The following is a 24,759-nucleotide window of genomic DNA, read 5'->3' as shown; positions in this document are numbered from 1 at the left end:
CCGCGCGGCGGGTGGGCCCGCGGGGGGCTATAAAAATTGAACACCCGCCCAAAGCCCCCGGGTTCCCCCGGGGGGGGCCCCACCCCCCCCACCCCGCCCGGAGGGCTCCGCCCCCCGGACCCCCCAAGAACCGCCCGAAGATACGGAGCACCACGAGTGACGACCACGTCCACGCTCGGCATCCACGAAGAGCTCGAAGGCATCACCAACCCGCCGATCGACGACCTGCTCGAAAAGGTCAGCTCCAAGTACGCGCTGGTGATCTACTCGGCCAAGCGTGCCCGGCAGATCAACGACTACTACGCCCAGCTGGGCGAGGGCCTGCTGGAGTACGTCGGCCCGCTGGTCGAGCCCGGCCCCCGGGAGAAGCCGCTCTCGATCGCGCTGCGCGAGATCCACGGCGGGCTGCTCGAGCACACCGAGGGTGAGTGACCGCAGGCCCAGGGTCGTCCTGGGCGTGGGCGGCGGGATCGCCGCCTACAAGGCCTGTGAGGTACTGCGCGGCCTGACCGAGTCCGGTCACGAGGTCCGCGTGGTGCCCACGGAGGCCGCGCTGAACTTCGTCGGCGCGGCCACCTTCGAGGCATTGTCCGGTCAGCCGGTACACACCGGCGTGTTCACCGAAGTGCCCGAAGTGCAGCACGTCCGCGTCGGCAAGGAAGCCGATCTGGTGCTGGTGGTCCCGGCCACGGCGAACCTGCTCGCCAAGGCCGCGCACGGCATCGCGGACGATCTGCTGACCAACACCCTGCTCACCGCCCGGTGCCCGGTGGTCTTCTTCCCGGCGATGCACACCGAGATGTGGGAGCACCCCGCGACCCGCGACAACGTGGCGCTGCTGCGCTCGCGCGGGGCGATCGTCACCGAACCGGATTCCGGCAGGCTGACCGGCGTCGACACCGGCAAGGGCAGGCTCGCGAACCCGGCCGAGATCGTCGACCTCGCCCGGCTGCTGCTCGCCGTGCCGGACGCGCTGCCCCGCGACCTCGAAGGCGTCCGGGTGGTCATCTCCGCGGGCGGCACCCGCGAACCACTCGACCCGGTGCGCTACCTCGGCAACCGGTCCTCGGGCAAGCAGGGCTACGCGCTGGCCAGGGTCGCCGCGCAGCGCGGCGCCGAGGTCACGCTGGTCGCCGGGCACACGGTGGCGCTGCCGGACCCCGCGGGCGCGACCGTGCGGCACGTGTCGACAGCGCTGGAGCTGCGCGAGGTCATGCACGCCGAGGCCGCTTCGGCCGATGTCGTCGTGATGGCCGCCGCGGTCGCCGATTTCCGGCCCGCGACCAAGGCCGACGTGAAGATCAAGAAGTCCGACGACCTGCCGGACCCGGTCATCACGCTGGACCGGAATCCGGACATCCTCGCCGAACTGGTCCGTGCACGGCGTGCCGGGCAGCTCGTGGTGGGCTTCGCGGCGGAAACCGGCGACGAACACGGCAGCGTTCTCGACCACGCTCGGGTAAAACTGAAGCGCAAGGGTGCCGACCTGCTGGTGGTCAACGCGGTGGGGGACGGCAAGGCGTTCGAGACGGAGGACAACTCCGGCTGGCTGCTGGCCGCGGACGGCACCGAAAGGCCCATCCCGTTGGGCGCGAAAGCGCAACTGGCGGCCACAGTGTGGGACGCTGTTGTGGGCTTAATCAATCGTTGACCGGCGCTCCAGCCGAACTCAGTAGGCTGGAGCCGGGTAAGGGGTACCTAACTCTCCGGGTATCCGTCGTCGAGGTGAGGAAGTGACTGCCACCGTGACCGCGTCCACCAGCAGATTGTTCACGTCGGAGTCCGTGACCGAGGGGCACCCCGACAAGATTTGCGACGCCATCAGCGACTCGATCCTGGACGGTCTGCTGTCCAAGGACCCGCGCAGCCGGGTCGCCGTGGAAACCCTCATCACGACCGGTCAGGTCCACGTGGCGGGCGAGGTGACCACCGAGGCCTACGCCGACATCCCGACCATCGTGCGCGACGTCATCCTGCGGATCGGCTACGACTCCTCGGCCAAGGGCTTCGACGGGAACTCCTGCGGCGTGAACGTCGCGATCGGCTCCCAGTCGCCCGACATCGCGCAGGGCGTCGACACCGCGTACGAGTCGCGGGTCGAATCCGACGAGGACGAGATCAACCGCCAGGGCGCGGGAGACCAGGGCCTGATGTTCGGCTACGCCTGCTCGGACACCCCCGAGCTGCTGCCGCTGCCGATCGCGCTGGCGCACCGGCTTTCGCGGCGGCTGTCGGCGGTCCGCAAGGACGGCGTCCTGCCGTACCTGCGCCCGGACGGCAAGACCCAGGTGACCATCGAGTACGCGGGCGACCAGCCGGTGCGGCTGGACACCGTCGTCGTCTCGACGCAGCACGCCGAGGGCATCGATCTCGACCGGATGCTCGGCGTGGACGTCAAGGAGCACGTCGTCGCGCCGGAGCTCGCCGAGCTGGGCCTCGACACCACGAACGTGCGGCTGCTGGTGAACCCGACCGGCCGCTTCGTCATCGGCGGCCCGATGGGTGACGCCGGGCTGACCGGGCGCAAGATCATCGTCGACACCTACGGCGGGATGGCGCGGCACGGCGGTGGCGCGTTCTCCGGCAAGGATCCGTCCAAGGTGGACCGTTCGGCCGCGTACGCGATGCGCTGGGTGGCCAAGAACGTCGTCGCCGCGGGCCTGGCCACGCGCACCGAGGTGCAGGTCGCGTACGCGATCGGCAAGGCGGCGCCGGTCGGCCTGTTCGTCGAGACGTTCGGGACCGAGACGGTGGACCCGTCGAAGATCCAGGCGGCGATCAGCGAGGTCTTCGACCTGCGGCCCGCCGCGATCATCCGCGACCTCGACCTGCTGCGCCCGATCTACGCGCCGACCGCGGCGTACGGGCACTTCGGCCGTCCGGACCTGGACCTGCCGTGGGAGAGCACCGCCCGCGCCGAGGCCCTCAAGGCCGCAGCCGGCGCCTGATCCGCTGTTGTGCCGTCAAGGCCACCTTACGGGCGTCGGACGCCCGTAAGGTGGCCTTGACGGCACTCGGGGTGACCACGGGCGGAGAGGGTGTCGGGGCGGTCTGGTAGAGATCACGGGGTGAGCTCCGAATCCGCCCCGCTGTGGGACCTCCCGGAGCCTTCGCGACCCGTGCCGGCGCCGAAGGCGAAACCGGCGCGCGCGAAAACGGCCGCGGCGGCCAAGCGTGGCGCGCCGCGCAAGGGCCAGCAGCAGCCCGCGCCCGAACTCCCGGTCGCCCGCGTCGTCGTCGACATCCCGCTCGCGCACCTCGACCGCACCTTCGACTACCAGGTCCCGGAGAAGCTGCACGAGGCCGCCGTCCCCGGCTGCCGGGTCCGCGTGCGTTTCGCCGGGCAGCTCGTCGACGGCTACCTCCTCGAACGTTCCGACACCACCGAGTACGAGCGCAAGCTCGCCTTCCTGGAGCGGGTGACCTCCAGCGAGCCGGTGCTGCCCCCGGCGCTGCACGCGGTGTGCCGGTCGGTGGCCGACCGCTACGGCGGCACGCTCAGCGACGTCCTGCGGCTCGCGCTCCCGCCCCGGCACGCCAAGGCCGAGGCGGAACCCCCACGCGAACCCGCGCCGAGGCCGGAGCCGCCGGAGCGCGAGGCGTGGGCGAAATACCAAGCGGGGCATGCCTTTCTGGACGCGCTGGCCGAGAGCCGCCCCGCCAACGCCGTCTGGCAGGCGCTGCCAGGGGAGGACTGGCCGCGCCGGCTCGCCGAGGCCGCCGCGACCGTGGCCGCACAGGGCAGGGGCGCCGTGCTCGTGGTCCCGGATCATCGCGACCTGACCCGCGTGCACGAGGCATGCGCCGAACTCGTCGGGGCCGATGCGGTCGTCGCGCTCATCGCCGGACTGGGCCCGGCCGAGCGCTACCGCCGCTGGCTCGCGGTGCTGCGAGGTGCGGTGCGGGTCGTGGTCGGCACCCGCGCGGCGATGTTCGCCCCGGTCGCCGACCCCGGCCTGTTCGTGGTCTGGGACGACGGCGACGACCTGCATCTCGACCCGCACGCGCCGTACCCGCACGTGCGGGATGTGCTGATGGACCGCGCGCACGCCACCCGCTCGTCCCTGCTCGTCGGCGGGTTCGCCCGCACCGCGGAGGCGCAGTTCCTCGTCGAGTCGGGCTGGGCCCAGCCGGTGCTCGCGGCGCGTCCGGAGTTGCGGGCCGCCGCGCCGCGGGTGACGCCGGTCGGCGAGGACTTCGACGTCGCGCGGGACGAGGCCGCGCGGGCCGCCCGGCTCCCGGCGGTGGCCTTCGAGGCCGCGCGTCAGGCGCTGGGCGGGGGAGTGCCGGTGCTCGTGCAGGTCCCGCGGCGCGGGTACGTCCCGGGGCTCGCATGTGGACAGTGCCGGACGTCCGCGCGGTGCCGTCGGTGCGCGGGCCCGCTTACGCTGCCGGGCGGTTCGGTCGACGGCGCGCCCAAACCGCCCGCGTGCCGGTGGTGCGGTGTCCCGGAAACGGCGTTCCGCTGTCCGGCCTGCGGGTCGGTGCGGCTGCGGGCGGTGATCGTCGGCGCGAAGCGGACCGCCGAGGAGCTGGGCCGGGCGTTCCCCGGGGTCCCGGTGCGGACGTCCGGGGCGACGGAGGTCCTCGCGAGCGTGCCGGGGAAGCCCGCGCTGGTGGTGTGCACGCCGGGCGCGGAACCCGTGGCCGAAGGCGGATACGGCGCGGCGTTGCTGCTCGACGGCTGGGCCCTGCTCGGCAGGCAGGATCTGCGCGCGGGGGAGGAGACGCTGCGCCGGTGGATGGCGGCGGCCGCGCTCGTCCGGCCCGCCACCTCCGGTGGCCGGGTCGTCGTCGGGGCCGAGGCCGGGCTGACCGTGGTGCAGGCCTTGGTGCGCTGGGACCCGTCCTGGCACGCCGGTCTGGAACTGGCCGAGCGCCGCGAACTCGGCTTCCCGCCCGCGATGCGGATGGCCAGCGTCGAGGGCAGCCCGGACGCCGTCGAAGGACTGCTCGAAGACCTCCCGCTCCCCGAAACCGGCGAGCTGCTGGGCCCGGTCCCGATCGGCGAGTTCGACGACGAGGGCAACGCCGCGCGCGAGCGCGTCCTGATCCGCGTCACCCGCGCCGACGGCAAGGCCCTCGCCGCCGCCCTGCACGACGCCGCTGCCCGCCGCGACGCCCGCAAGGCCCCCGACCCCATCCGCATCCAGCTGGACCCCCTCGCCCTCATCTGACCGCGAGTCACCGAGTTACGTCTCCAATCACGCGAGTCGCGCCCCCAATCACGCGAGATCTCCGTTCCCGCACGCGAGTTCGCCGTTTCCACCCCGGGCGGCGCCGGGCGTCTCCTGTGATCAGACGCGGAACTCGTGTGATCAGCGGCGTAACTCGCGTGATTGGGCGGAGATCTCGCGTGATTGGGGATGGATCAGCCTGCGGCGGTGGCGAGGGTGACGACCTGGTCGGCGATGGCGCGGCGGCGGGACTCGAAGTCCGGGTCGGTCAGGGCCGTCGGGGACGTGGGCTGGCCGAGGACGGGGGTGTGCAGGTGGCCGCCGGGGAGGTCGGGCAGGCCGAGACCGAGGCGGACGCGGTTGCTGCGGAACATCGACTCGTTCGACAGATACGTGCCGCCCCCGCCGGCGGCCGCGATTTCGCCGGGGCGCGGGGAATCGGTGCGGCACATCGGTGTCCCGGCGCCGGGATGAGAGCTGTCCGGCCAAACGCAGAACTGCTGGTTGAACTTCACCGGGTACGCCCCGGGCGGGGCGGCCTGCATACGCGCGTAGGGCAGCGTGGTCTCGATGAACTGGACGTCCGGCTGCGGCCAGCCCGCGGCGGGTGGCACCGGGCCGGTCGAGGCCGCGCGGTTGTTGTCCGGGGAACCGCCGCGCCAGTTACCGGCCCAGCGTTCGATGTCGAACTGGCCCGGCCGTCCCTGGCTCACGGTCATGATCACGTCGGGCCGTCGCGCGCGGTCCCGCAGCGCCGAGCCGAAAGCGCTTTCGACGATGCCCTTGTCGAAATAGCTCCAGACGACCGGGAACGTCACGGTGTGCACGAGCGCGGGGCCTTCGGGCGTCTGCAGCATCTTTCCGTCCAGCTGCAGGGCGGACGCGCCCGCCGGGTTCGAGATCCGTACCCCGGCGCCGTCGAGCTGGAAGGGGTCGAAACCGCTCACCAGCACCCGCCGGGTCAGCTTCCCGAGCGGGAACCGGACGTCGTCGAGCCCGCGCGAACCCTGGTCGAACGCGGTGAGCAGCCGTTCCCGGACGTCGGCAGGCAGGCTGAACCGAGGTGTCCACTGCCGCAGCGCCGCGCTCATCCGCAGTCGCGCCCAGTACAACGGCCGGTCGTCGTAGCGGTCGAGGGTGCCCAGATCGGGACGGCGGCCCTGCGCACGATCGACGGCGGTGCGCCACAGCTGCCGCCCGGCTTCGGTCACGGTCCGTTCCGCGCGACGCGGTGTCGTGCTGCCGCACAGTTTCCTGGTGAAATCGCCGGTGAGCGCGTCGAACCCGGCGAGGCGGATCAGTTCGGGTCCGACGGCGGGGCCTCCGCTCGGCAGGGTCGCGGTCAGCCGCTGCTCTTCGACGGTGAGCGGGACGTTCTTGTCGAAGCAGTCCGTTCCGGTGCCGGCGGCCGCGAGACCGGGCAGTGCGAGCATCGGGGCGGCGACGAGTACGGGCAGCAAGGCACGCCAGGATCTGAGCACGAGTCCTCCAGTAATGACCATTTCCCGTGACAGTCCCAGTTCACGGCCGCGCACAGTAGCGACGTTGGTATTGCCGTTTCGGAGGCTTGTCCACGATGGGTCGACGGGGCAGACTCGCGCGCATGCCCGCGCATTGGACCCGGACGCCGCGACGCGTTTTCGCGCTCGCCGCCGTCACCGCACTGCTCACCACCACCGGTGCCGGAGTCGCTTCGGCGGCTCCCGAGGCACAGCCGACCCCGAAGTCCCCGGTCGCGGTGGGCTACGGCGGTGCCGTGTCCAGCATCGACGCGGACGCGACCGCGATCGGCACGAAGGTGCTGCGCGAGGGCGGCAACGCTGTCGACGCCGCGGTCGCCGTCGCCGCCGCGCTCGGGGTCACCGACCCGTTCTCGGCCGGGATCGGCGGCGGCGGGTTCTTCGTGTACTACGACGCGAAGACCCACCGTGTCCACACCCTCGATGGCCGCGAGACGGCGCCATCGGCCGCGGACGCCAACCTGTTCGTCGAGAACGGCAAGCCGCTGCCGTTCGCCGACGCGGTCACCAGCGGGCTGAGCGTCGGCGTCCCTGGCACGCCCGCGACCTGGCAGCAGGCCCTGCGCAAATGGGGCACCCGCTCGTTCGCGCAGTCGGTCAGGCCCGCGGAACAGTTGGCGCGCAAGGGTTTCTATGTCGACAAGACGTTCCACGACCAGGTCGCGAACAACGCCACCCGGTTCGCCGCCTTCCCGTCGACCCGCTCGCTGTACCTGCCCGGCGGTGCCCCGCCGGTGGCCGGCACGACGTTCCGGAACCCCGACCTCGCCGACACCTACGCGCAGCTGGCGAAACAGGGCACCGACGCGCTCTACCACGGCCCGATCGGTGCCGACGTCGCCAAGACCGTCCAGCAGCCGCCCGTCGATCCGGCCTCGGCGCTGAACGTGCGTCCTGGCAAGCTCAGCACCGAGGATCTCGCCGCGTACCAGGCGATCGAGCGCGACCCGACGCACACGAAGTACGAGGGCCTCGACGTCTACGGCATGCCCGCGCCGTCCTCGGGCGGGCTGACCGTCGGCGAGGCGCTGAACATCCTGGAGAACTTCGATCTCAAGAAGGCGAGCAAGACCGACTACCTCCAGTACTTCCTGGAGTCGACGCGGTTCGCCTTCGCCGATCGCAACCGCTGGATCGGCGACCCCGCGACCACCGACGTCCCGGCGCGCGAGCTGCTGAGCCAGCGCTTCGCCGACTCGCGGGCCTGCTTGATCTCGAAGGACAAGGCGGCCACGAGCCCGGTCGCCCCGGCGGACCCGCGTCATCCGGCGAAGTGCGCGGCGGACACGACCGGCGCGCCCACGCCGTACGAGGGCGAGAACACCACACACCTGACGGTCGCCGACCGGTGGGGCAACGTCGTCGCCTACACGCTGACCATCGAGCAGGAGGGCGGCAGCGGCATCGTCGTCCCGGGTCGCGGGTTCCTGCTCAACAACGAGCTGACCGACTTCTCGTTCACGCCGGTCACTCCGGGCGTTCCCGACCCGAACCTGCCCGGCGCGGGCAAGCGGCCGCGCTCCTCGATGGCGCCGACGATCGTGCTGCGGGACGGCAGGCCGTTCTTCGCGGCCGGCTCGCCGGGCGGCGCGTCGATCATCACCACGGTGCTGCAGGTGATCCTCGGCAGGCTCGACCGCGGGCTGTCGCTGGAGGACGCCATCGCCGCGCCGCGCGCGTCGCAGCGGAACTCGGCGCAGGCACAGGTCGAGCAGGAGTTCCTCGACCAGCCCGAGACCGCGGAACTGAAGGCGCGGGGGCAGGGCTTCTCCGGCGCGCCCGCGGAGATCGGCGCCTCGACCGGTGTCGAACGGCTGCGGGACGGACGCTGGATCGCCGCTGCCGAACCGGTCCGGCGCGGCAGCGGCGCGGCGCAGGTCGTGTTCCCGTGGCGGTGGCCCGGCGACCATTGAGCCGCGCTTGGGGCCACACAGCGCGCCGGGGGTGAGGGGGCCTTCTAGACTGTCCCCGATGGTCCAGATCGAATACCCGGTGGGGGTCTGATGCGCCTCGTCTTCGCCGGGACCCCCGAACCCGCCGTTCCGTCCCTGCGCGCGCTGCTCAAGTCGGAACGCCACGAAGTCGTCGCCGTGGTGACCCGGCCGGACGCCCACGCCGGACGCGGTCGCCGCGTCGTGCGCTCACCGATCGGCGCGCTCGCCGACGAGCACGGCATCGAGGTGCTGACGCCCGAGCGCGCCGGCGACCCCGCGTTCCTGGCGCGTCTGGCCGAACTGGCGCCGGACGCGTGCCCGGTGGTCGCCTACGGCGCGCTGCTGCCGCGGTCCGCGCTCGACATCCCGGCGCACGGCTGGGTCAACCTGCACTTCTCGCTGCTGCCCGCCTGGCGTGGCGCGGCGCCGGTGCAGGCCGCGATCCGCGCCGGTGACGAGATCACCGGCGCGTCCACGTTCCGGATCGTCAAGGAGCTGGACGCCGGGCCGGTCTACGGCGTGGTCACCGAGCCGATCGGCGCCGGGGACACCGCCGGTGCCCTGCTGGGCAGGCTCGCCGAGTCCGGCGCCCAGCTGCTGGTGTCCACTATGGACGGACTGGCGGACGGCACGGTACGCGCCGTCGAACAGCAGGGCGACGGCGTGAGCTACGCGCCGAAGGTCACCGTCGAGGACGCTCGCGTGTCGTTCGCCGACCCCGCTTCGGCGGTCGACCGGCAGGTGCGCGCGGTGACGCCGGAGCCGGGAGCGTGGGCGGAGTTCCGGGGTGAGCGGCTCAAGCTCGGCCCGGTCACCGTCGTCGACGAGCCGGGCCCGCCGCCGGGCGAGCTGGTGGTGCAGCGGCGCCGGGTGCTCGTCGGCACGGCGACGAAACCCCTGCGGCTCGGTGAGGTACAGGCGCCGGGCAAGAAACGGATGGCCGCCACCGACTGGGCGCGCGGGACACGGATCGAAGAAGGAGAGCGCCTGCGGTGAGCGAGCACAGGCAACGGCGGCCGTCGCGGCCGCAGCGGGGCCGTCCGGCCCCGCGCAAGGAAGGCCCGCGCCGTCCGCCGGAGGTGGATCCGGCCCGGCAGGTCGCGTTCGACGTCCTGCGCGCGGTGCGGGAGCGGGACGCCTACGCCAACCTCGTGCTGCCGGATCTGTTGCGGGAGCGGCGGATCACCGGCCGCGACGCGGCACTGGCCACCGAGCTGACCTACGGGGCCTCGCGGGCACAGGGCCTGCTCGATGCCGTCCTCGAGGCCTGCGCCGATCGTCCACTGTCCAAAGCGGACCCGCTGGTGGTGGACGCGTTGCGGCTGGGCGCCTACCAGCTGCTGCGCACCCGCATCCCCGAGCACGCGGCCGTCGGGTCCACTGTGGACCTCGCGCGCGCCGAAGTGGGTTCCTACGTCTCGGGTTTCGTGAACGCCGTGCTGCGCAAGGTGTCCGAAAAGGACGAAGCGGCCTGGGTGGACGAGCTGGCTCCGGACGAGGCCGCCGATCCGATCGGCGCCTACGCGATGCGGACCGCGCATCCGCGCTGGGTCGCGCGCTCGTTCGCCGAAGCCTTGGGGGACAAGGGTGCCGAGCTGAAGGCGGCGCTGGAGGCCGACGACGCGCGGCCCGAGGTGCACCTGGTCGCGCGGCCGGGCGAGATCAGCGCGGACGAACTCGCCGCCGTCACCGGTGGCGACCCCGCGCCGTACTCGCCCTACGGCGTGCGGCTGCCCGCCGGCGCCGGTGACCCGGCCGACGCGGAGCCGGTGCGCGAGCGGCTGGCCGCGGTGCAGGACGAGGGCAGCCAGCTGTGTGCCGTGGCCGTCACGAAGGTGCCGCTGACCGGGTCGGACGAGCGCTGGCTCGACCTGTGCGCCGGGCCCGGCGGGAAGGCGGCCCTGCTCGGCGCGCTGGCCGGGTTGAGCGGCGCGCGCGTCGACGCGGTCGAGAAGGCGCCGCACCGCGCGCGGCTGATCGAGAAGGCCACCGAGGGCCTGCCGGTCACGGTGCACGTCGCCGACGGCAGGGAAAGCGGGCTCGAACCGGGCTACGACCGGGTGCTCGTCGACGCCCCGTGCAGCGGGCTCGGCGCGCTGCGACGGCGTCCCGAAGCACGCTGGCGGCGTCAACCGGGCGACGTCGCGGATCTGACGAAGCTGCAGGGCGAACTCCTCGTCGCGGCGCTGGATCTGGTGCGGCCCGGCGGGATCGTCACCTACGTCGTCTGTTCGCCGCACCTGGCCGAGACCGAAGGCGTCGTCGGCGAGATCGCGCGGCGCACCAAGAGCGAAGTGGTCGACGCGCGCGAGTTCTTCCCCGAGGTACCGCAGCTCGGCAACGGGCCGTACGTGCAGTTGTGGCCGCACCGGCACGGCACCGACGCGATGTTCTGCGCCGTGCTGCGCAAGCCGTGACGAACCTCGGGCTGATCGCGAGTTCGTGTGGCGGGCTGGACACCCGGCTCGCCACCGAACTCGCGAAACCCGCCGCCGAGCGGGGCTGGCGGCTCGCGATCACCCTGACGCCGACGGCCGCCCGATGGCTCGAGCACACCGGCGGCCTCGCGGATCTCGAGCCGTGCACCGACCTGCCGGTCCGCAGCGTCTCGCGGCTGCCCGGCGAGGCACGTCCGCATCCGGATCCCGAGGTGTTCCTCTTCGCGCCCGCCTCGGCGAATTCGGTGGCGAAACTGGCGCTGGGCATCGCGGACAACCAGGCGCTGACCGTGCTCGGCGACGTGCTGGGCGCGCCCGGCATCACGATCGTGGTCGCCTACCAGATCCAGGACACGCGCGTGCACCATCCGGCGTGGCGGCGTCATCTGGACGTCCTCGCCGAAGCGGGCCTCGTCCTGCACCGCCTGGATCCCCGGCGGCCGTGGACCGAGGCTCTGGACCTGCTCCCGGCCTCCTGAATCCGAAGATCCCGTTACCGGAAGTCACATTCACCTATTGACGAACACGAGTGTTCGTGAAAAAGTTCCGCGTCGTGGACATCGCGGGCAAGCGGGTACTGATCACGGGCGCGGCGAGTGGCATCGGCCGGGCGATCGCGCGGCGCGCGGCGGCCGAGGGCGCGCGGCTCTACCTCACCGACCTCGACGCGGGGCTGCTGGCGGAGACGGCTAGGGAGATCCGCGCGGACGGCGGAGTGGTCGCCTACGCCGGGGCAGCCGACGTCAGCGATCTGGCCGAAGTCCGCAGGATCGGGCACGAGATCCACACGGACTGCGGGAGTCTCGACGTGGTCATGAACGTCGCGGGCATTTCCGCGTGGGGCACGGTGGACCGGCTCGAACACCGGCACTGGCGCTCGATGGTCGACGTCAACCTGATGGGCCCGATCCACGTGATCGAGACGTTCCTGCCGCCGATGATCGCCGCCGGGCGCGGCGGGCACCTGGTCAACGTGTCCTCGGCAGCGGGGCTGATCGGGTTGCCGTGGCACGCGGCCTACAGCGCGAGCAAGTTCGGGCTGCGCGGGGTGTCGGAGGTGCTGCGGTTCGACCTGCGCGCGCACGGCATCGGGGTCAGCCTGGTTTGTCCCGGCGGGGTGCGCACTCCGCTGGCGGACACGCTGGAAGTCGCGGGCGTCGACACGACGGGCGTGGCGTTCGGGCGGCTGCGGGACAGCTTCCGCAGGCACGCGGTGACGCCCGAGCGGGTGGCCGCGGTGACGGTGCGGGCGGTGCGGCGCGGCCGGTACCTGGTGTACACCTCGCGCGACATCCAGCTGATCCACCTGATCCAGCGCGTGTGCCCGCCGGTGTACGTTCTCCTGATGCGGCTGGCCAATCTCGTCATGCGGCGGATGTTGCGGCAGGAGGCCGCGTCGTGACCGCGCCCCGGATCGCGCCCGGCGGGCCCGCCGAGGTCGGGAGGTTCGCCTGGGGTCTCGCCCGGCTCAGTGGGCGCGTCGCCGGGACGACGCCGCCGAACCTGTTCCTCACGATGGCCCGGCATCGCCGGCTGTTCCGCGGCTGGCTGCGTTTCGCCGCCCGGCTCATGCCCGGCGGCACGCTCCCTCGGCGGGAGACCGAACTGGTCATCCTGCGCGTCGCGCACGTCCGGGAGTGCCGCTACGAGTTCGAGCACCACGTCCGGCTCGGCAAGCGTGCCGGGGTCACCGCCGAAGACGTCCGGCGGATCGAGGCCGGACCCGGCGAGCCGGGCTGGTCACCCCGCGAGAGAGCGCTGCTGACCGCGGTGGACGTTCTGCTGGAACAGCGTGATCTGGACGAGGAGACCTGGTCGGCGCTGCGCGCGTATCTCGACGAGAAGTCCGTGATCGAATTCCTGCTCCTGACCGGACATTACGACATGCTGGCGACGTTTCTCACCACGTTGCGCGTCCGGCCGGACGGGGCGAGGCGATGACGGGACGGTTGCCGAGCGGGCGGCACCAGCTCACCAGGGACGAGGTCGCCGGCGCGCAGCGGGCCCGGATGCTGCGCGCCGCCGCGGAGGCGATGGCCGAGCGCGGGTACGCGGGCACCACGGTCGCCGACGTCATCAAGCGCGCCGGCGTCTCGCGGGAGACGTTCTACCAGCAGTTCACCAACAAGCAGGCGTGTTTCATCGCCACGCTCGAAGCGGCGATCGGGCACCTGGCCGCTTCCGGCGGGCCGCTCCCGGCCGGCACGCCACTGGAGCGTTTCGACGGCTTCATCGGGACGTATCTCGGCACGCTGGCGGCCGAGCCCGCGCTCGCCCGGCTGTTCCTCATCGAAACCTATGCCGCGGGCCCCGAAGCGATGCGCCGCAGGCTGGAGTTGCAGCAGCATTTCGTCGATCTCATCGCGCTGACCTTCGACGCCCGATCCGCCGAGGAACGGTTCGCGTGCCAGGCGCTCGTCGGGTCGATCGTCTCGTTGGTGACGGCTCGCTTCGTCGAGGACGACGTCGACGGACTCGGTGCGCTGCGGGAGCCCATCGTCGCGCTCGCCCGGAAGCTGCTCGAAGGTCCACAGTAGACGGTCAGTTGTCGACGTACTTGCCGAGGACGGCTCGGTAGCCGGCGGAGTCCGGCTCGGTGTGGATGCTGGTGGTGCCGCGCTTGGTGAGGGTCATGGACGGGCAGCTGGGTTTCTCGCTGCCCCGCATCTTCTCGGTGCCGATCTTCTTGCCGGTCTTGGCTTCGTACAGCGTGACGTCGTACATGCCCTGGTAGAGCTTGAGCGAGTCCGAGGTGAACGCGCAGTCCTTGAGGTAAGGGCCGTCGTCGGGCTTGTCGAGACAGGCGATGACCTGGACCTGGCGCGGGTTCAACCGGATGTCGTCCCACTGCGGGGGCACTTCGGTACCCATCGACGCGATGTTGGCGTAACCGGCGTCGTCGGTGACGAACACGCCGATGGGGTGCCGGCCGGTGCCGGTGTAGGCGTCGTTCTGCGGGAAGTACTTGCTGGAACAGCCCGTCTTGAGCTCCGAGACCCGGGCCGGGGTGTCGGCGGCCTTCGGGGCGAACAGGACCCAGTAGCCGCCGTAGCCGATCGCGGCCACCACGGCCACGGCGATCAGCCGCACCGCCAGCGTCCGGCCCTTGCTTCCCGGCGCCTGCCGGGTCCCCTGCTTCCCGCGCACCGCGGCGAAGACGAGGAACGCGACGGGGGAGGCCGCCACCAATGCGAACAGGACGCCGATCGGCACATTGCCGTTCTGGAACGCGATCACGGAGAACAATACGGCGAGCCCGACCAGGAGCACGAACAACTGAGCCATGCCCCGAAGCTAAGCCCGCGGTGATGACATCCCGATGACACGGACGTCCTGAGGGCACAGCGGAAGTTCTCGTCGCTCATTCCCTGCGGCTTAGGTTCTGAGGTGGATGGTGTTGCGTCGGGGTGTCCGGGTCGCGTCCAGCCACACGGGCGGGATGAACTCCGGGAGCCCGTCGGTGGTGATGCGGACTTCCCATTCGGAGTGGTGGATGAGCCTGTGGTGTATGGAACAGAGGAGGACGAGATTGTCCACTTTGGTCTCACCGTGGTGTGCCCAGAACGCCACATGATGCGCCGTGCAACGGTAAGCAGGCGCGTCGCAGCCAGGGAAGGCGCAGCCTCCGTCTCGTCGGTTCAGGGCGCGGCGGATCGCTGGGGTGGCTAGTCTCTGGGCCCGGCCGACGTCGAGGGGTTCGCCGTGCGAGCCCAGCACCATCGGAATGATCTTGGCGTCGCAGGCCAGTCGTCGTGCCTCGGCGGCGGTGATCTCACCGATCAGATCAAGAGTCGCCTGCCCGATCCCGGTCCGTAGTTCCTTGAGCCCGACCGTGACGACGATGTGGGTGGCCTCCCCGGCCTGTGTTGGCAGGTCGGGGTGTTCGTCCCACATCCGCACCAGCTCGGAGAAGGCGCAGCCCCGTCGTTCCCATTGGGTGCGGGTGTCGCGTCCTGCTTCCTCGGTGGCGGGGCGGGGTTTCGCGAGCGGATCCAGCATGGCCTGAAGCCGGGCGGAGGTCTCGTCGTCGACTCGGGCCTTGATCTGGTGCCCGCCGTCCCGATGCGGCGTGATCGAGAACTCCGGCTGGAATGGCTTGGGGTGGCGGGTTTTTGGCTCTTGTCCGTCCGGATCGAGCTGGGCCAAAAGTCGTCGTCCGGCAGCGCGGATTTCCCGGGGGCCGGCGGCGCGGGCCAGTTCGGCGAGGATCTTCTCCGCCTGGTCCCGCTGCTCCACCGGCACCGTCTTGGGCAGTTTGTCCAGCACCCGTAGGATTTCGTCGATCTGCGCGGCCCCGACCGCTCCCTCGGCGGCGGCCTGCGCGGTGGCGGGCGCGGCAGGTGGCTGCTCGCCGGAGGTCAGATCGTGGCTGGCGTTCAGCGCCAGCGCTCGTGTCGCCCGGGTTTTCGCTTCCGCCAACGGGATGTTGAGCGTCTCATGCAGGAGCCGGGCGAGGTTGCTGTACCCGGTGACGTCCTGCACCCCGCGTCGTTGCAGCTCGGCAAGGACTTCGCCCTGCACGGCGGCCTCGCGGCGCTGGATGCGTTCGCTGTCGAAGAGTCTGTCCAGCAGGCAGGCGACATCGACGCGCCACCACTCGGTGGGCGTTGCGGAGGTGCTGCTGTCGACTGCCACGACATCAACGATACGCCGCCTGATCGAACATGTGTGCTATCGATCGGGTGAACCTCGAAAACGCACTTTTCCTTGCTGTATAAGGGTTTTCTTCGCCTTTGAGGCCGCATCGGCTGCGTGACCGGAGCTCCGCGGCCTCCCGGTACGGTGAGATCTCGACTCATCGGAACATGGAGAAATGGTCAGGAAACGAGAGACCACAATGACTCGCAAACGTGTCTTGAAGTGGCCCGGCGCGGCCGGTCGTCGTCACCGGTTCGCGCCGCTGGGGCTGGGGCTGGGGATTCTGGGTTCGGTCGCGGTTCTCTGCGGAACGCGCTGGTGGCTGGGGACGAACGACTGGGCGGGTCTCGGACAATGGGTTGGGGGCCTGGGAGCGCTGGTGGCAGCCGGAACCGCTCTGTACATCGCGAACCGCGATTTGAGGCGGGAACTAGCGCGAGAAGCCGAGCGGGTGCGGGTGCACGCGTACTACGTCGAAGCCAAAATACTCTTCCCGCAACAGTCGATGCAGGTGCCGCGGGTCGCGGTCGTGAACGCGGGAACCGAGCCTGTGCTGAACGTCCGGCTGATGATGGTGCATCGTGCCAACCCGTCGTCGTCGCCGGTTGAGATCGACGGCGAGTCCGAATGTCCCGTGCTTTTGCCTGACGAGCCGTGGACGAACTCGCTCACCGTGTTCCCGGAGGAAGGGGACACGGTCGAGATCGCCTATGACGACTTGGCGGGCACGCGGTGGCGCCGTAACGGAAAGCAGGCACCGCTGCCCTCCGCGAACTAGCACACCAAGCCCCGTCCGGACGGAAAGACCGTTAAGGCCACCTTACGGGCGTCAGACGCCCGTAAGGTGGCCTTAACGGCATGGGACCGTCGCGAGTGGACAGTCGGACGAACTCAGCGCAGGCGCAGCGCCCGCTTCAGGGTGCCGAACAGATCCGTCTGGTTGGTCAGCCCGACGACGTTCGCCGCCTGCGGGCCGTAGCCCGCGATCCGCACCTGGGTGCCGGTGTGCTCCTGCGAGGAGCCGGGCATCGCGGTGGCGTAGTTGAGGGTCATGTTCGCGCCCTCGTTGGTGATCAGCGTGGCGGTCTGGCCGGGGCTGACGGTGCCGTTCTCGACGATCTGGCTGGTGTGGCCGTGGTCGGCGGTGACGATCACCAGGGTGTCCGGGTTGCTGCGCGCGAAGGCGAGACCGGCGGCGACGGCGGCGTCGAAGTCGATCGTCTCACCGATCTGGCCGCACGGGTCGGCGGCGTGGTCCTGCTTGTCGATGCTCGCGCCCTCGACCTGGAGGAAGAAACCCTTGCCACCGCGGCGGTCGTCGAGCAGCTGCAGTGCCTTGCGGGTCTGGTCGGCCAGCTTCGGCTGCGTCTTGGGCAGGGCCGGGTTCGGGGCGCAGCGGGTCGGCGGGGTGCCGCCCTGGCGCGCCGCCGGGCCGGTCCAGTTGGTGGGCATGTTGCCCTCGGCGAACAGGCCGAGCACCGGCTTGCCCGCCTTGGCCGCGCCGAGGCTGTCGGCGCTGTCGACGACCTGGTAGCCCGCCGCCTTGGCCTGGTCCAGCACGGTCTTGCCCTGGAACGGACCCGCCTTCACCTGCTGCTTGAAGTACTTGGCACCGCCGCCGAGCAGGACGTCGGGGCGGGTCTGCACCAGCTGCTCGGCGATCGAGCCCGCGCCGCCGTTCTCCTTGGCGTTGGCCGCGCACTTCGCGGACGTCTCGTTCGGGCCCTTGCAGTCACGGTTGACGACGTGCGAGCCGAGGACGGCCGGGGTGGCGTCCTGCACCTCGGCGGTGGTGACGTCGCCGGTGCGCAGTCCGGCCCGCTTGGCCAGCTCCAGGATCGTCGGCACCGGGTTCCCGTACGCGTCGACGGAAATCGCGCCGTTGTAGGTCTTGGTGCCGGTGGCCCAGCCGGTGCCGGACGCGGCCGAGTCGGTGACGTAGTCGGGCTTCGCGGGGTTGTTCTTCTCGACGGCGTAGGTGGTGTAGTCGCCGGTGAGCGGGAACTCGTCCATCGCGAGCCGTCCGGCGGCGCCGCGCTCGTAGTTGCGCGCCGAGGTGATCTCGGACTGGCCCATACCGTCGCCGATGAACAGGATGACGTTCTTCGCGAACCCGCCGCGGACGGCGGAACGGACGTCCTGGGTGCGGTCGCCGGAACCCGCGGAACGGACCTCGGCGTCGGTGCCGGCGAAGGCGACCGGCGCGGCCGCGATCGTCACCGCGGCGAGTGCGCCCGCCGCCAGCCACTTCCGGCGGCCTGCGAACAGCGAAGGCATCGGTTCTCCTTGTGGGGACTCGTGGTTTTCGCCCGCTTGGTCGGGCATGGGTCATTAGTCCCCGTGCATGTGTGCGCCGCGCTGCCCCCAGTGGAGCGGCGGGTGACCGCCGGGTGAACAGGTGGCTTCGGCCGGGTGACCCGCGACACCTACCGTGCTTCGCCGGGGGTCACGATGCCGGACTCGTAGGCGACGACCACGGCCTGTGCCCGGTTGGCCGCGCCGAGTTTGGTGAAGATGTTGCCCACGTGGGTCTTCACCGTTTCGAGACTGATCACCAGTTTCGCCGCGATGTCCAGATTGGACAGACCGGCGGCGATCAGGCGCAGCACCTCGGCCTCGCGCCGGGTCAGCGACGAGGTGGCCCGCGTCGCGGGGGCGGGCGGGCGCGCGGCGAGCAGCCGCCGGATCGCGTCGGGGAACAGCAGCGACTCCCCGGCCGCGACGGTGCGGATGGCGTGCGCGATCTCCTCCTTGCGCGCCCGTTTGAGCAGGAACCCGTTGGCACCGGCGAGCAGTGCTTCGTGCACGTAGTCGTCGTTGTCGAACGTCGTGATCACCAGGATCTTCGGCGGCGCGGCCAGCGCGGCCAGCACCTCGCGGGTCGCGGTGATGCCGTCCGTGCCGGGCATCCGGACGTCCATCAGCACGACGTCGGGCTGGGTGGCCACGACCCGGTCCAGCACCTCCGAACCGTCGGCCGCCTCGCCGACCACCGTGATGTCCGGCTGCAGGTCGAGCAGCGCGCGCAGCCCGGCACGCACCAGCGGTTCGTCGTCGGCGATGAGTACGGAAAGCGTCATGAGCCGGGCCTCAGCGGGATGTCCGCGGTCAGGCGCCACAACTCGCCCTGCGGGCCCGCGTGGAGTTCGCCGCGCAGCGCCTCGACGCGCTCGGTGAGCCCGGTCAGCCCGCGGCGCCCGGACCGGGGCCCGGTGCCCGGCAGCGGGTTGACGACCTCGATCCGCAGCGCGGCGGGCCCGGCCGCGATCACCACGACGACCTGGCCGGAACCGCCGTGCCGCAACGCGTTCGTCAGTCCTTCTTGGACGATCCGGTACCCCTCGCGCGAAACGGTCGCGGGCAGTTCGCCGATCGGGCCGCTGACCGCGAGGTCGACGTCGGCGCCGGCGTCGCGGGCCCGGCCCGCCAGGACGTCGACCTCGGTGAGCGTCCGCTGGGGTGCCTTCGCCGACGGCTCATCCCGCAACAGGCCCAGTACGTGGTCCAGATCCTCCAGCGCGGACCGCGACGACTCCTCGATCGTGCCGAGCGCGCGCCGGACCAGCTGCGGATCCGCCTCGACCAGCTCCGCGGCCGCGGCCGCCTGGATCGTCGACGTCGTCAGCGTGTGGCCGATGGAGTCGTGCAGCTCCCGTGCCAGCCGGTTGCGCTGCGCGAGCACGGCGGCGCGGCGTTCGGCCTCCGCCGCGCGTTCCTCGGCGGACGGGCTGAGCAGCACCAGCGCGAGCACGCGGAACAGCAACGTCGCGCCGAAGCAGAGCATCGCCAGCAGGACCGCCGTCACGAGCCCGACCAGGAGCGTCCACGCACCGGCCCAGCCGCCCGCGATGCTCACCTTCCAGCCGTAGAACGCGATCGCGTCCGCCTCGCCGCCGTTGAACCAGAGCAGCGGTGCGGCCATGCCCGTCAGGGCGATCAGCCCGCCGACGCCGAACAGGATCCAGGACAGCGCGCCGTACACCACCAGCGACACCGCCGACCGCAGCCGGTCCGGCCACCCGGGCCGATCGGGCCCCGGCGGTGTGATCCGGGTGCCGAGCAGTTCGTTGGCCAGCCACACGCCGAGCCGCCGCACCGGTGCGAGCAGGCCCATCAGCCCCACGATGATCCCGAGGGTGACCAGGAAGCCGAGCGCTTTCAGCTCCGTCGGCCCCTGCATCGAAACGCCCGCGACCAGGGCGAACGGGGTCGCGGGAACGGTGATCACCGTTCCGGCCAGCGCGTACGGGAGGCCGCGGTACGTGCCGGGGCGCAGCAGGGATCTCAGAACGGGCATACCGGAAAGGCTATCGAGGTCCGGGCGGCCGGAACTCCCTCCGCGGAGCCAGTTTCGCCTCGGCCGATCGGCCCTTGTGGAACATATGGCCGGAGATGCACTCGTCACAGGTGGTTAGCGGCCGTTAGCGACGGCTCCTACACTCGGACCGTGGCAGACCGACCTTTGATCGCACCCAGCATCCTCTCCGCGGACTTCGCCCGGCTCGGCGAGGAGATCGCCGCGCTCGCCGGCGAGGGCGAAAGCCGTGCCGACTGGGTGCACGTGGACGTCATGGACGCCCATTTCGTCCCGAACCTCACGCTGGGCCTCCCGGTGGTGGAATCCCTGCTCAAGGCCACCGACCTGCCGCTGGACTGCCACCTGATGATCGAGGACCCCGACCGGTGGGCGATCGGGTACGCCGAGGCGGGCGCGTACAACGTCACCGTGCACGCCGAGGCGGCCCACGACCCGGTGACCCTGGCGAAGAACCTGCGGGCCGCGGGCGCGAAGGCGGGGTTGTCGATCAAGCCGGGCACCCGGCTGGAGGACCACCTCGACACGCTCAAGCACTACGACACGCTGCTGGTCATGTCGGTCGAGCCCGGCTTCGGCGGACAGTCGTTCATCCCGGACGTGCTGGAGAAGGTGCGCACCGCGCGGCGCCTGGTCGACACCGGTCACCTGCGCCTGGTCGTCGAGATCGACGGCGGGATCAACGACGAGACCATCGAGCAGGCCGCCGAGGCGGGTGTCGACTGTTTCGTCGCCGGTTCCGCCGTCTACGGCGCGGGCGATCCGGGCAAGGCGGTGGCCGCGCTGCGTGAGCGGGCGGCTCGCCACCGTACCGGCTGACGCCGCCTGCGCGCGGCGAGCACGAACCGGGGAATCCCCGCCGCGCGAACGGGTGTTGGATGGAGACAGCATCGGGGCACGGCGAGGAGGCAGCAGGGGTGTTCACCGGCATAGTCGAGGAGATCGGCGAGGTCACCGCGGTCGAGCAGGGGACGAATTCGGCGCGGCTGACGGTCCGTGGCCCGATCGTCACCGCCGACGCCCGGCACGGCGACTCGATCGCCGTCAGCGGGGTGTGCCTCACCGTGGTCGAGGTCTCCGGCGGAGCGTTCACCGTCGACGTCGTCAACGAGTCGCTCCAGCGGTCGAGCCTGGCGAAGGTGGCCGTGGGCGACTCGGTCAACCTGGAACGCGCGACCGCGGCGGGTGGACGGCTCGGCGGGCACATCATGCAGGGCCACGTCGACGGCACCGGCGTTTTCCTCTCTCGTGACGAAGACGGCCTGACGACTTTCGCGCTGCCGCCCGCGCTCGGGCGCTACGTGGTCGAGAAGGGGTCGATCGCCGTCGACGGCGTCTCGCTGACCGTCGCCGCGATCACCGGCGACCGGTTCTCGGTCGCGCTGATCCCGACCACCCTCCAGCTGACGACGCTCGGCAGGCGCGAGGCCGGTGACCTGGTCAACCTCGAAGTGGACGTGGTCGCGAAGTACGTCGAGAAACTGGCCACGCCGCATCTGCGCGGGGCACAGGACCGCGGGACGGAGGAACGGTCGTGAGCGAAACGAGTACCGGGACGAGTACGACGGAGTGGTCGGCCTGCGGCAGCGGTGCCGGGTTCGACGCGGGCGGGATCGAAGCGGCCATCGCCGACATCGCGGCGGGCCGCGCGGTGATCGTGGTGGACGACGAGGACCGCGAGAACGAGGGCGACCTCATCTTCGCCGCCGAGAAGGCCACGCCGGAGCTGCTGGCGTTCATGGTCCGCTACACCTCGGGCTACGTCTGCGTGTCGCTGACCGAGGCCGAGGCGGACCGGCTCGACCTGCCCCCGATGTACCACACCAACCAGGATCAGCGCGGCACCGCGTACACCGTGACGGTCGACGCCGCCGAGGGCATCACCACCGGCATCTCGGCCTCGGACCGCGCGCACACCATCCGGCTGCTGGCCGACCCGGAGGCCAAGGCCGGCGACTTCCGTCGTCCCGGGCACGTGGTTCCCTTGCGTGCCAAGGAAGGCGGCGTGCTGCGGCGCGCTGGGCACACCGAGGCGGGAGTCGACCTCGCCCGGCTCGCCGGGCTGCACCCGGCCGGGGTGCTCTGCGAGATCGTGTCGCAGAAGGACGACGGCCACATGGCCCGGCGCGACGAGCTCGAGGTGTTCGCCGCCGACCACGACCTGCGGCTGATCACCATCGCCGACCTGATCGCCTACCGCAAGCGGCACGAGAAGCAGGTCGAGCGTGTCGCCGAGGCCCGCGTCCCGGTCGCGGCGGGCACGTTCCGCGCGGTCGGCTACGACAGCCTGCTCGACGGCATCGAGCACATCGCCTTCGTCTACGGCGAGATCGGCGACGGCGAGGACGTGCTGGTCCGCGTCCACTCCGAATGCCTCACCGGCGACATCTTCGGCTCGCTGCGCTGCGACTGCGGCCCGCAGCTGCAGTCCGCGCTCCAGGCGGTGGCCGACGAGGGCCGTGGTGTCGTGCTCTACATCCGCGGTCACGAGGGCCGCGGGATAGGGCTGCTGCACAAGATGCAGGCGTACCAGCTGCAGGACCAGGGCGCGGACACCGTCGACGCGAACCTCGCCCTCGGCGTGCCCGCGGACGCGCGCGACTACGGCACCGGCGCGCAGATCCTGTGCGATCTCGGCGTGCACTCGATGCGGCTGCTGACGAACAACCCGTCGAAGCGGGTCGCGCTGGAGGGCTACGGGCTGCGGGTGACCGGACGCGTGCCGCTGCCCATCTCGCCGAACCCGGAGAACCTGCGGTACCTGCGGACCAAACGGGACCGGATGGGGCACGACCTCCCGCATCTGGAAAACTACGACCAGGTCGGCGCCGGGATCGAAAACCCGGAGAAGCCGGGCGAATAGCTGAGGAGGCGCGTTCCGTGAGCGGCGAGGGTCGTCCCGAGGTCGAGCTCGATCTGAGCGACTGCAAGGCATTGCGGCTGGGCATCGTGGTCACCCGGTGGCACCCGAAGATCACCGACGCGCTGCTGGAGCGCGCGCTGGCCGCCGCGAAGGCCGCTCGGCTGGAGGAGGAGCCCACCGTGGTGCGCTGCGCGGGCGCGGTCGAGCTGCCGGTGGTGGCGCAGGCGCTGGCGAGCAACCACGACGCCGTCGTCGCGCTCGGCGTGGTGATCCGTGGCGGCACCCCGCACTTCGAGTACGTGTGCGACGCGGTGACCGCGGGCCTCACCCGGGTCGCGCTCGACGAGAGCACCCCGGTCGGCAACGGCGTCCTCACCTGCGACACCGAGGAACAGGCGATCGCGCGTTCGGGCCTGCCGGGTTCCGCGGAGGACAAGGGGTACGAGGCGACGGTCGCGGCGCTGGATACCGCGCACACGCTGCGCAGCCTGAAGCAGCCGTGGACCGAAAAGGGCTTCGTGTGAGCGTGAGTGGGGCCGCGGTGAAGCAGAAGCAGGGCGTGCTGGTCATCCGGCCGCGGCGGGCGGTGTGGATGTGCAGCGTGCTGGCGGTCGCGCTGCTCGCGGTGTTCGTCGTGGTGGCGGTGCTGCTGCGCGGGTCCAACACCGGGGTGATCTTCGAGGCGTCGGACCAGGCCGCGATGGTCGGCATCGGCATTCTCCTGGCGGCGGGCACGATGCTGTTCGCGAACGCGCGGGTGCGGGCCGACGCCGAGGGCATCGAGGTCCGCAACGTGCTGGCCGCCAAGCGGTTCGCGTGGTCCGAGGTGCTGTCGGTGAGCTTCCCCGACGGTGCTTCCTGGGCGCGGCTGGAGCTGCCCGACGACGAGTACTACTCGGTGCTGGCCGTGCAGGCCGTCGACCGCGAACGCGCCGTCGAGGCCGTCCGCGCCCTGCGCCGCCTGCACCGCGAAGCCACCGGCGGCTGATTCTCGACCCCGCGCACTACAGCGACAGGTCGACGACGACGGGGGCATGGTCCGAGGGGCCCTTGCCCTTGCGGGCGTTACGGTCCACATAGGAATCCGTGACCGCGCCGGTGAAGGCCGCGTTGCCGTAGACCAGGTCGATCCGCATGCCCTTGTTGTTCGGGAAGTTCCCGGCCCGGTAGTCCCAGTACGTGAACGGGTGGTCGTACTTGAGCGGACGCGGGAAGACGTCGGAAAGACCTGCCTCGCGGAGCGACTCCAGTGCCTTGCGCTCCGCCGGTGTCACGTGGGTCGACTCGGCGAAGGCCGCGATGTCCCAGACGTCCGCGTCGGTGGGCGCGACGTTGAAGTCGCCCAGCACGGCGAAGGGCCGGTCGGCGGCGAGTTCGGCGGCGACGGTCGTGCGCAGCGCGGCCAGCCACTCCAGCTTGTAGGCGTAGTGCGGGTTTTCCGGTTCGCGGCCGTTGGGGACGTACACCGACCAGACGCGCACACCGCCGCAGGTGGCACCGATCGCGCGGGCTTCGGCGGCGCCGTCGAACCGAGGTTCGCCGGTGAGGCCGCGGGTGACGTCGTCCAGCCCGGCCTTGGAGATGATCGCGACGCCGTTCCAGCGGCCGAGACCGTACGCGGCGACGTCGTACCCCAGCGCGCGGACGGGCTCGATGGGGAAGGCTTCCGTGGTGTTCTTGAGCTCCTGCACGCACAGCACGTCCGGGCCGGTCTGCTCCAGCCACTCCAGCACCCGGGGCAACCGCGGCAGGATGGAGTTGACGTTCCAGGTGGCGATCCGCATGCAACCGAGGATTCCACACACCCCCGGCATGGGGGGGGGTGGGGGGGTGGCGGGGGCGGGCGCCGGCCGGGGGGGGGGGGGGCGGGGAAC

General features: G+C 71.4%; 24 protein-coding genes. 17 read left to right on the top strand and 7 right to left on the bottom strand.

Features of this window, described 5'->3' with window-relative positions:
* Positions 1 to 156: 156 nt before the first annotated feature.
* From rpoZ to ACFWY9_RS25655, 4 genes are all read left to right on the top strand, one after another.
* A complete protein-coding gene (rpoZ, locus tag ACFWY9_RS25670; RefSeq protein ID WP_345387155.1) occupies positions 157 to 432 on the top strand; it encodes a DNA-directed RNA polymerase subunit omega in 276 nt (91 codons plus the stop codon).
* Positions 425 to 1,651: a bifunctional phosphopantothenoylcysteine decarboxylase/phosphopantothenate--cysteine ligase CoaBC gene (coaBC, locus tag ACFWY9_RS25665; protein WP_378328482.1), complete on the top strand. Its 1,227-nt coding sequence runs from the start codon at positions 425 to 427 to the stop codon at positions 1,649 to 1,651. Before rpoZ ends, coaBC begins: the two co-directional genes overlap by 8 nt.
* A gap of 94 nt (positions 1,652 to 1,745) precedes the next feature.
* Complete coding sequence (metK, locus tag ACFWY9_RS25660; RefSeq protein WP_378328564.1) at positions 1,746 to 2,948, top strand: methionine adenosyltransferase; 1,203 nt, start codon at positions 1,746 to 1,748, stop codon at positions 2,946 to 2,948.
* A 120-nt stretch (positions 2,949 to 3,068) separates the two neighbouring features.
* A complete protein-coding gene (locus ACFWY9_RS25655; RefSeq protein ID WP_378340112.1) occupies positions 3,069 to 5,177 on the top strand; it encodes a primosomal protein N' in 2,109 nt (702 codons plus the stop codon).
* A 194-nt stretch (positions 5,178 to 5,371) separates the two neighbouring features.
* On the opposite strand, the gene ACFWY9_RS25650 is transcribed toward ACFWY9_RS25655, so the two are convergent.
* Positions 5,372 to 6,610, bottom strand: a complete 1,239-nt coding sequence (locus ACFWY9_RS25650; protein ID WP_378340117.1) for a hypothetical protein — start codon at positions 6,608 to 6,610, stop codon at positions 5,372 to 5,374.
* A gap of 170 nt (positions 6,611 to 6,780) precedes the next feature.
* Between ACFWY9_RS25650 and ggt the strand changes: the two genes are divergently transcribed.
* From ggt to ACFWY9_RS25615, 7 genes are all read left to right on the top strand, one after another.
* Entirely contained in the window at positions 6,781 to 8,610 is a 1,830-nt protein-coding gene (gene ggt, locus ACFWY9_RS25645) for a gamma-glutamyltransferase (protein ID WP_378340111.1), read from the top strand.
* A 90-nt stretch (positions 8,611 to 8,700) separates the two neighbouring features.
* Positions 8,701 to 9,627, top strand: a complete 927-nt coding sequence (fmt, locus tag ACFWY9_RS25640; RefSeq protein WP_378324761.1) for a methionyl-tRNA formyltransferase — start codon at positions 8,701 to 8,703, stop codon at positions 9,625 to 9,627.
* Positions 9,624 to 11,048 carry an RsmB/NOP family class I SAM-dependent RNA methyltransferase gene (locus ACFWY9_RS25635; protein WP_378324763.1) on the top strand — a complete coding sequence of 475 codons (1,425 nt, stop codon included), beginning with the start codon at positions 9,624 to 9,626 and terminating at the stop codon, positions 11,046 to 11,048. The genes fmt and ACFWY9_RS25635 overlap by 4 nt, the downstream gene beginning before the upstream one ends.
* Positions 11,045 to 11,548 (top strand): flavoprotein, encoded by a 504-nt coding sequence (locus ACFWY9_RS25630; RefSeq protein ID WP_378340110.1) that lies wholly within the window; start codon positions 11,045 to 11,047, stop codon positions 11,546 to 11,548. Before ACFWY9_RS25635 ends, ACFWY9_RS25630 begins: the two co-directional genes overlap by 4 nt.
* A 56-nt stretch (positions 11,549 to 11,604) precedes the next feature.
* Positions 11,605 to 12,471, top strand: a complete 867-nt coding sequence (locus ACFWY9_RS25625) for an SDR family oxidoreductase (RefSeq protein WP_378324766.1) — start codon at positions 11,605 to 11,607, stop codon at positions 12,469 to 12,471.
* Positions 12,468 to 13,010, top strand: a complete 543-nt coding sequence (locus ACFWY9_RS25620; protein ID WP_378340109.1) for a carboxymuconolactone decarboxylase family protein — start codon at positions 12,468 to 12,470, stop codon at positions 13,008 to 13,010. The genes ACFWY9_RS25625 and ACFWY9_RS25620 overlap by 4 nt, the downstream gene beginning before the upstream one ends.
* Positions 13,007 to 13,606: a TetR/AcrR family transcriptional regulator gene (locus tag ACFWY9_RS25615; protein ID WP_378324768.1), complete on the top strand. Its 600-nt coding sequence runs from the start codon at positions 13,007 to 13,009 to the stop codon at positions 13,604 to 13,606. The genes ACFWY9_RS25620 and ACFWY9_RS25615 overlap by 4 nt, the downstream gene beginning before the upstream one ends.
* Positions 13,607 to 13,610: 4 nt before the next feature.
* On the opposite strand, the gene ACFWY9_RS25610 is transcribed toward ACFWY9_RS25615, so the two are convergent.
* Positions 13,611 to 14,354, bottom strand: a complete 744-nt coding sequence (locus ACFWY9_RS25610; RefSeq protein WP_378340108.1) for a hypothetical protein — start codon at positions 14,352 to 14,354, stop codon at positions 13,611 to 13,613.
* A gap of 90 nt (positions 14,355 to 14,444) precedes the next feature.
* The gene (locus tag ACFWY9_RS25605; protein ID WP_378340107.1) at positions 14,445 to 15,704 is read right to left on the bottom strand and encodes a DUF222 domain-containing protein; all 1,260 of its coding nucleotides are present in this window, start codon (positions 15,702 to 15,704) and stop codon (positions 14,445 to 14,447) included.
* Positions 15,705 to 15,924: 220 nt separating this feature from the next.
* Between ACFWY9_RS25605 and ACFWY9_RS25600 the strand changes: the two genes are divergently transcribed.
* Positions 15,925 to 16,485, top strand: coding sequence for a hypothetical protein (locus ACFWY9_RS25600; RefSeq protein ID WP_378340106.1), 561 nt, complete (start codon positions 15,925 to 15,927; stop codon positions 16,483 to 16,485).
* A 113-nt stretch (positions 16,486 to 16,598) separates the two neighbouring features.
* On the opposite strand, the gene phoA is transcribed toward ACFWY9_RS25600, so the two are convergent.
* The 3 genes from phoA to ACFWY9_RS25585 all read right to left on the bottom strand — a co-directional run bounded on the left by phoA (position 16,599) and on the right by ACFWY9_RS25585 (position 20,004).
* Positions 16,599 to 17,984: an alkaline phosphatase gene (gene phoA / locus ACFWY9_RS25595; protein WP_378324773.1), complete on the bottom strand. Its 1,386-nt coding sequence runs from the start codon at positions 17,982 to 17,984 to the stop codon at positions 16,599 to 16,601.
* Between the two features lie 149 nt (positions 17,985 to 18,133).
* Positions 18,134 to 18,787 carry a response regulator gene (locus tag ACFWY9_RS25590; RefSeq protein ID WP_378340105.1) on the bottom strand — a complete coding sequence of 218 codons (654 nt, stop codon included), beginning with the start codon at positions 18,785 to 18,787 and terminating at the stop codon, positions 18,134 to 18,136.
* Positions 18,784 to 20,004 (bottom strand): sensor histidine kinase, encoded by a 1,221-nt coding sequence (locus ACFWY9_RS25585; protein WP_378324775.1) that lies wholly within the window; start codon positions 20,002 to 20,004, stop codon positions 18,784 to 18,786. The genes ACFWY9_RS25590 and ACFWY9_RS25585 overlap by 4 nt, the downstream gene beginning before the upstream one ends.
* Positions 20,005 to 20,169: 165 nt before the next feature.
* On the opposite strand from ACFWY9_RS25585, the gene rpe reads away from it, so the two are divergent.
* The 5 genes from rpe (at position 20,170) to ACFWY9_RS25560 (ending at position 23,873) form a co-directional block, all read left to right on the top strand.
* A complete protein-coding gene (gene rpe, locus ACFWY9_RS25580; RefSeq protein WP_378324955.1) occupies positions 20,170 to 20,841 on the top strand; it encodes a ribulose-phosphate 3-epimerase in 672 nt (223 codons plus the stop codon).
* 98 nt (positions 20,842 to 20,939) lie between these two features.
* Entirely contained in the window at positions 20,940 to 21,560 is a 621-nt protein-coding gene (locus ACFWY9_RS25575) for a riboflavin synthase (RefSeq protein ID WP_378340116.1), read from the top strand.
* Positions 21,561 to 21,634: 74 nt separating this feature from the next.
* Positions 21,635 to 22,885 carry a bifunctional 3,4-dihydroxy-2-butanone-4-phosphate synthase/GTP cyclohydrolase II gene (locus tag ACFWY9_RS25570; RefSeq protein WP_378324957.1) on the top strand — a complete coding sequence of 417 codons (1,251 nt, stop codon included), beginning with the start codon at positions 21,635 to 21,637 and terminating at the stop codon, positions 22,883 to 22,885.
* Between the two features lie 17 nt (positions 22,886 to 22,902).
* Positions 22,903 to 23,409: a 6,7-dimethyl-8-ribityllumazine synthase gene (gene ribH / locus ACFWY9_RS25565; protein WP_378324776.1), complete on the top strand. Its 507-nt coding sequence runs from the start codon at positions 22,903 to 22,905 to the stop codon at positions 23,407 to 23,409.
* A 68-nt stretch (positions 23,410 to 23,477) separates the two neighbouring features.
* Positions 23,478 to 23,873, top strand: a complete 396-nt coding sequence (locus tag ACFWY9_RS25560) for a PH domain-containing protein (RefSeq protein WP_378324959.1) — start codon at positions 23,478 to 23,480, stop codon at positions 23,871 to 23,873.
* A 16-nt stretch (positions 23,874 to 23,889) separates the two neighbouring features.
* Here the strand turns inward: ACFWY9_RS25560 and ACFWY9_RS25555 are convergent, their stop codons facing one another.
* The gene (locus tag ACFWY9_RS25555; RefSeq protein WP_378340104.1) at positions 23,890 to 24,669 is read right to left on the bottom strand and encodes an exodeoxyribonuclease III; all 780 of its coding nucleotides are present in this window, start codon (positions 24,667 to 24,669) and stop codon (positions 23,890 to 23,892) included.
* Positions 24,670 to 24,759 lie beyond the last annotated feature (90 nt).

The organism is Amycolatopsis sp. NPDC059027, from assembly GCF_042739735.1.
Taxonomy (GTDB): domain Bacteria; phylum Actinomycetota; class Actinomycetes; order Mycobacteriales; family Pseudonocardiaceae; genus Amycolatopsis.
This window is presented reverse-complemented; position numbering and strand designations above follow the sequence as displayed.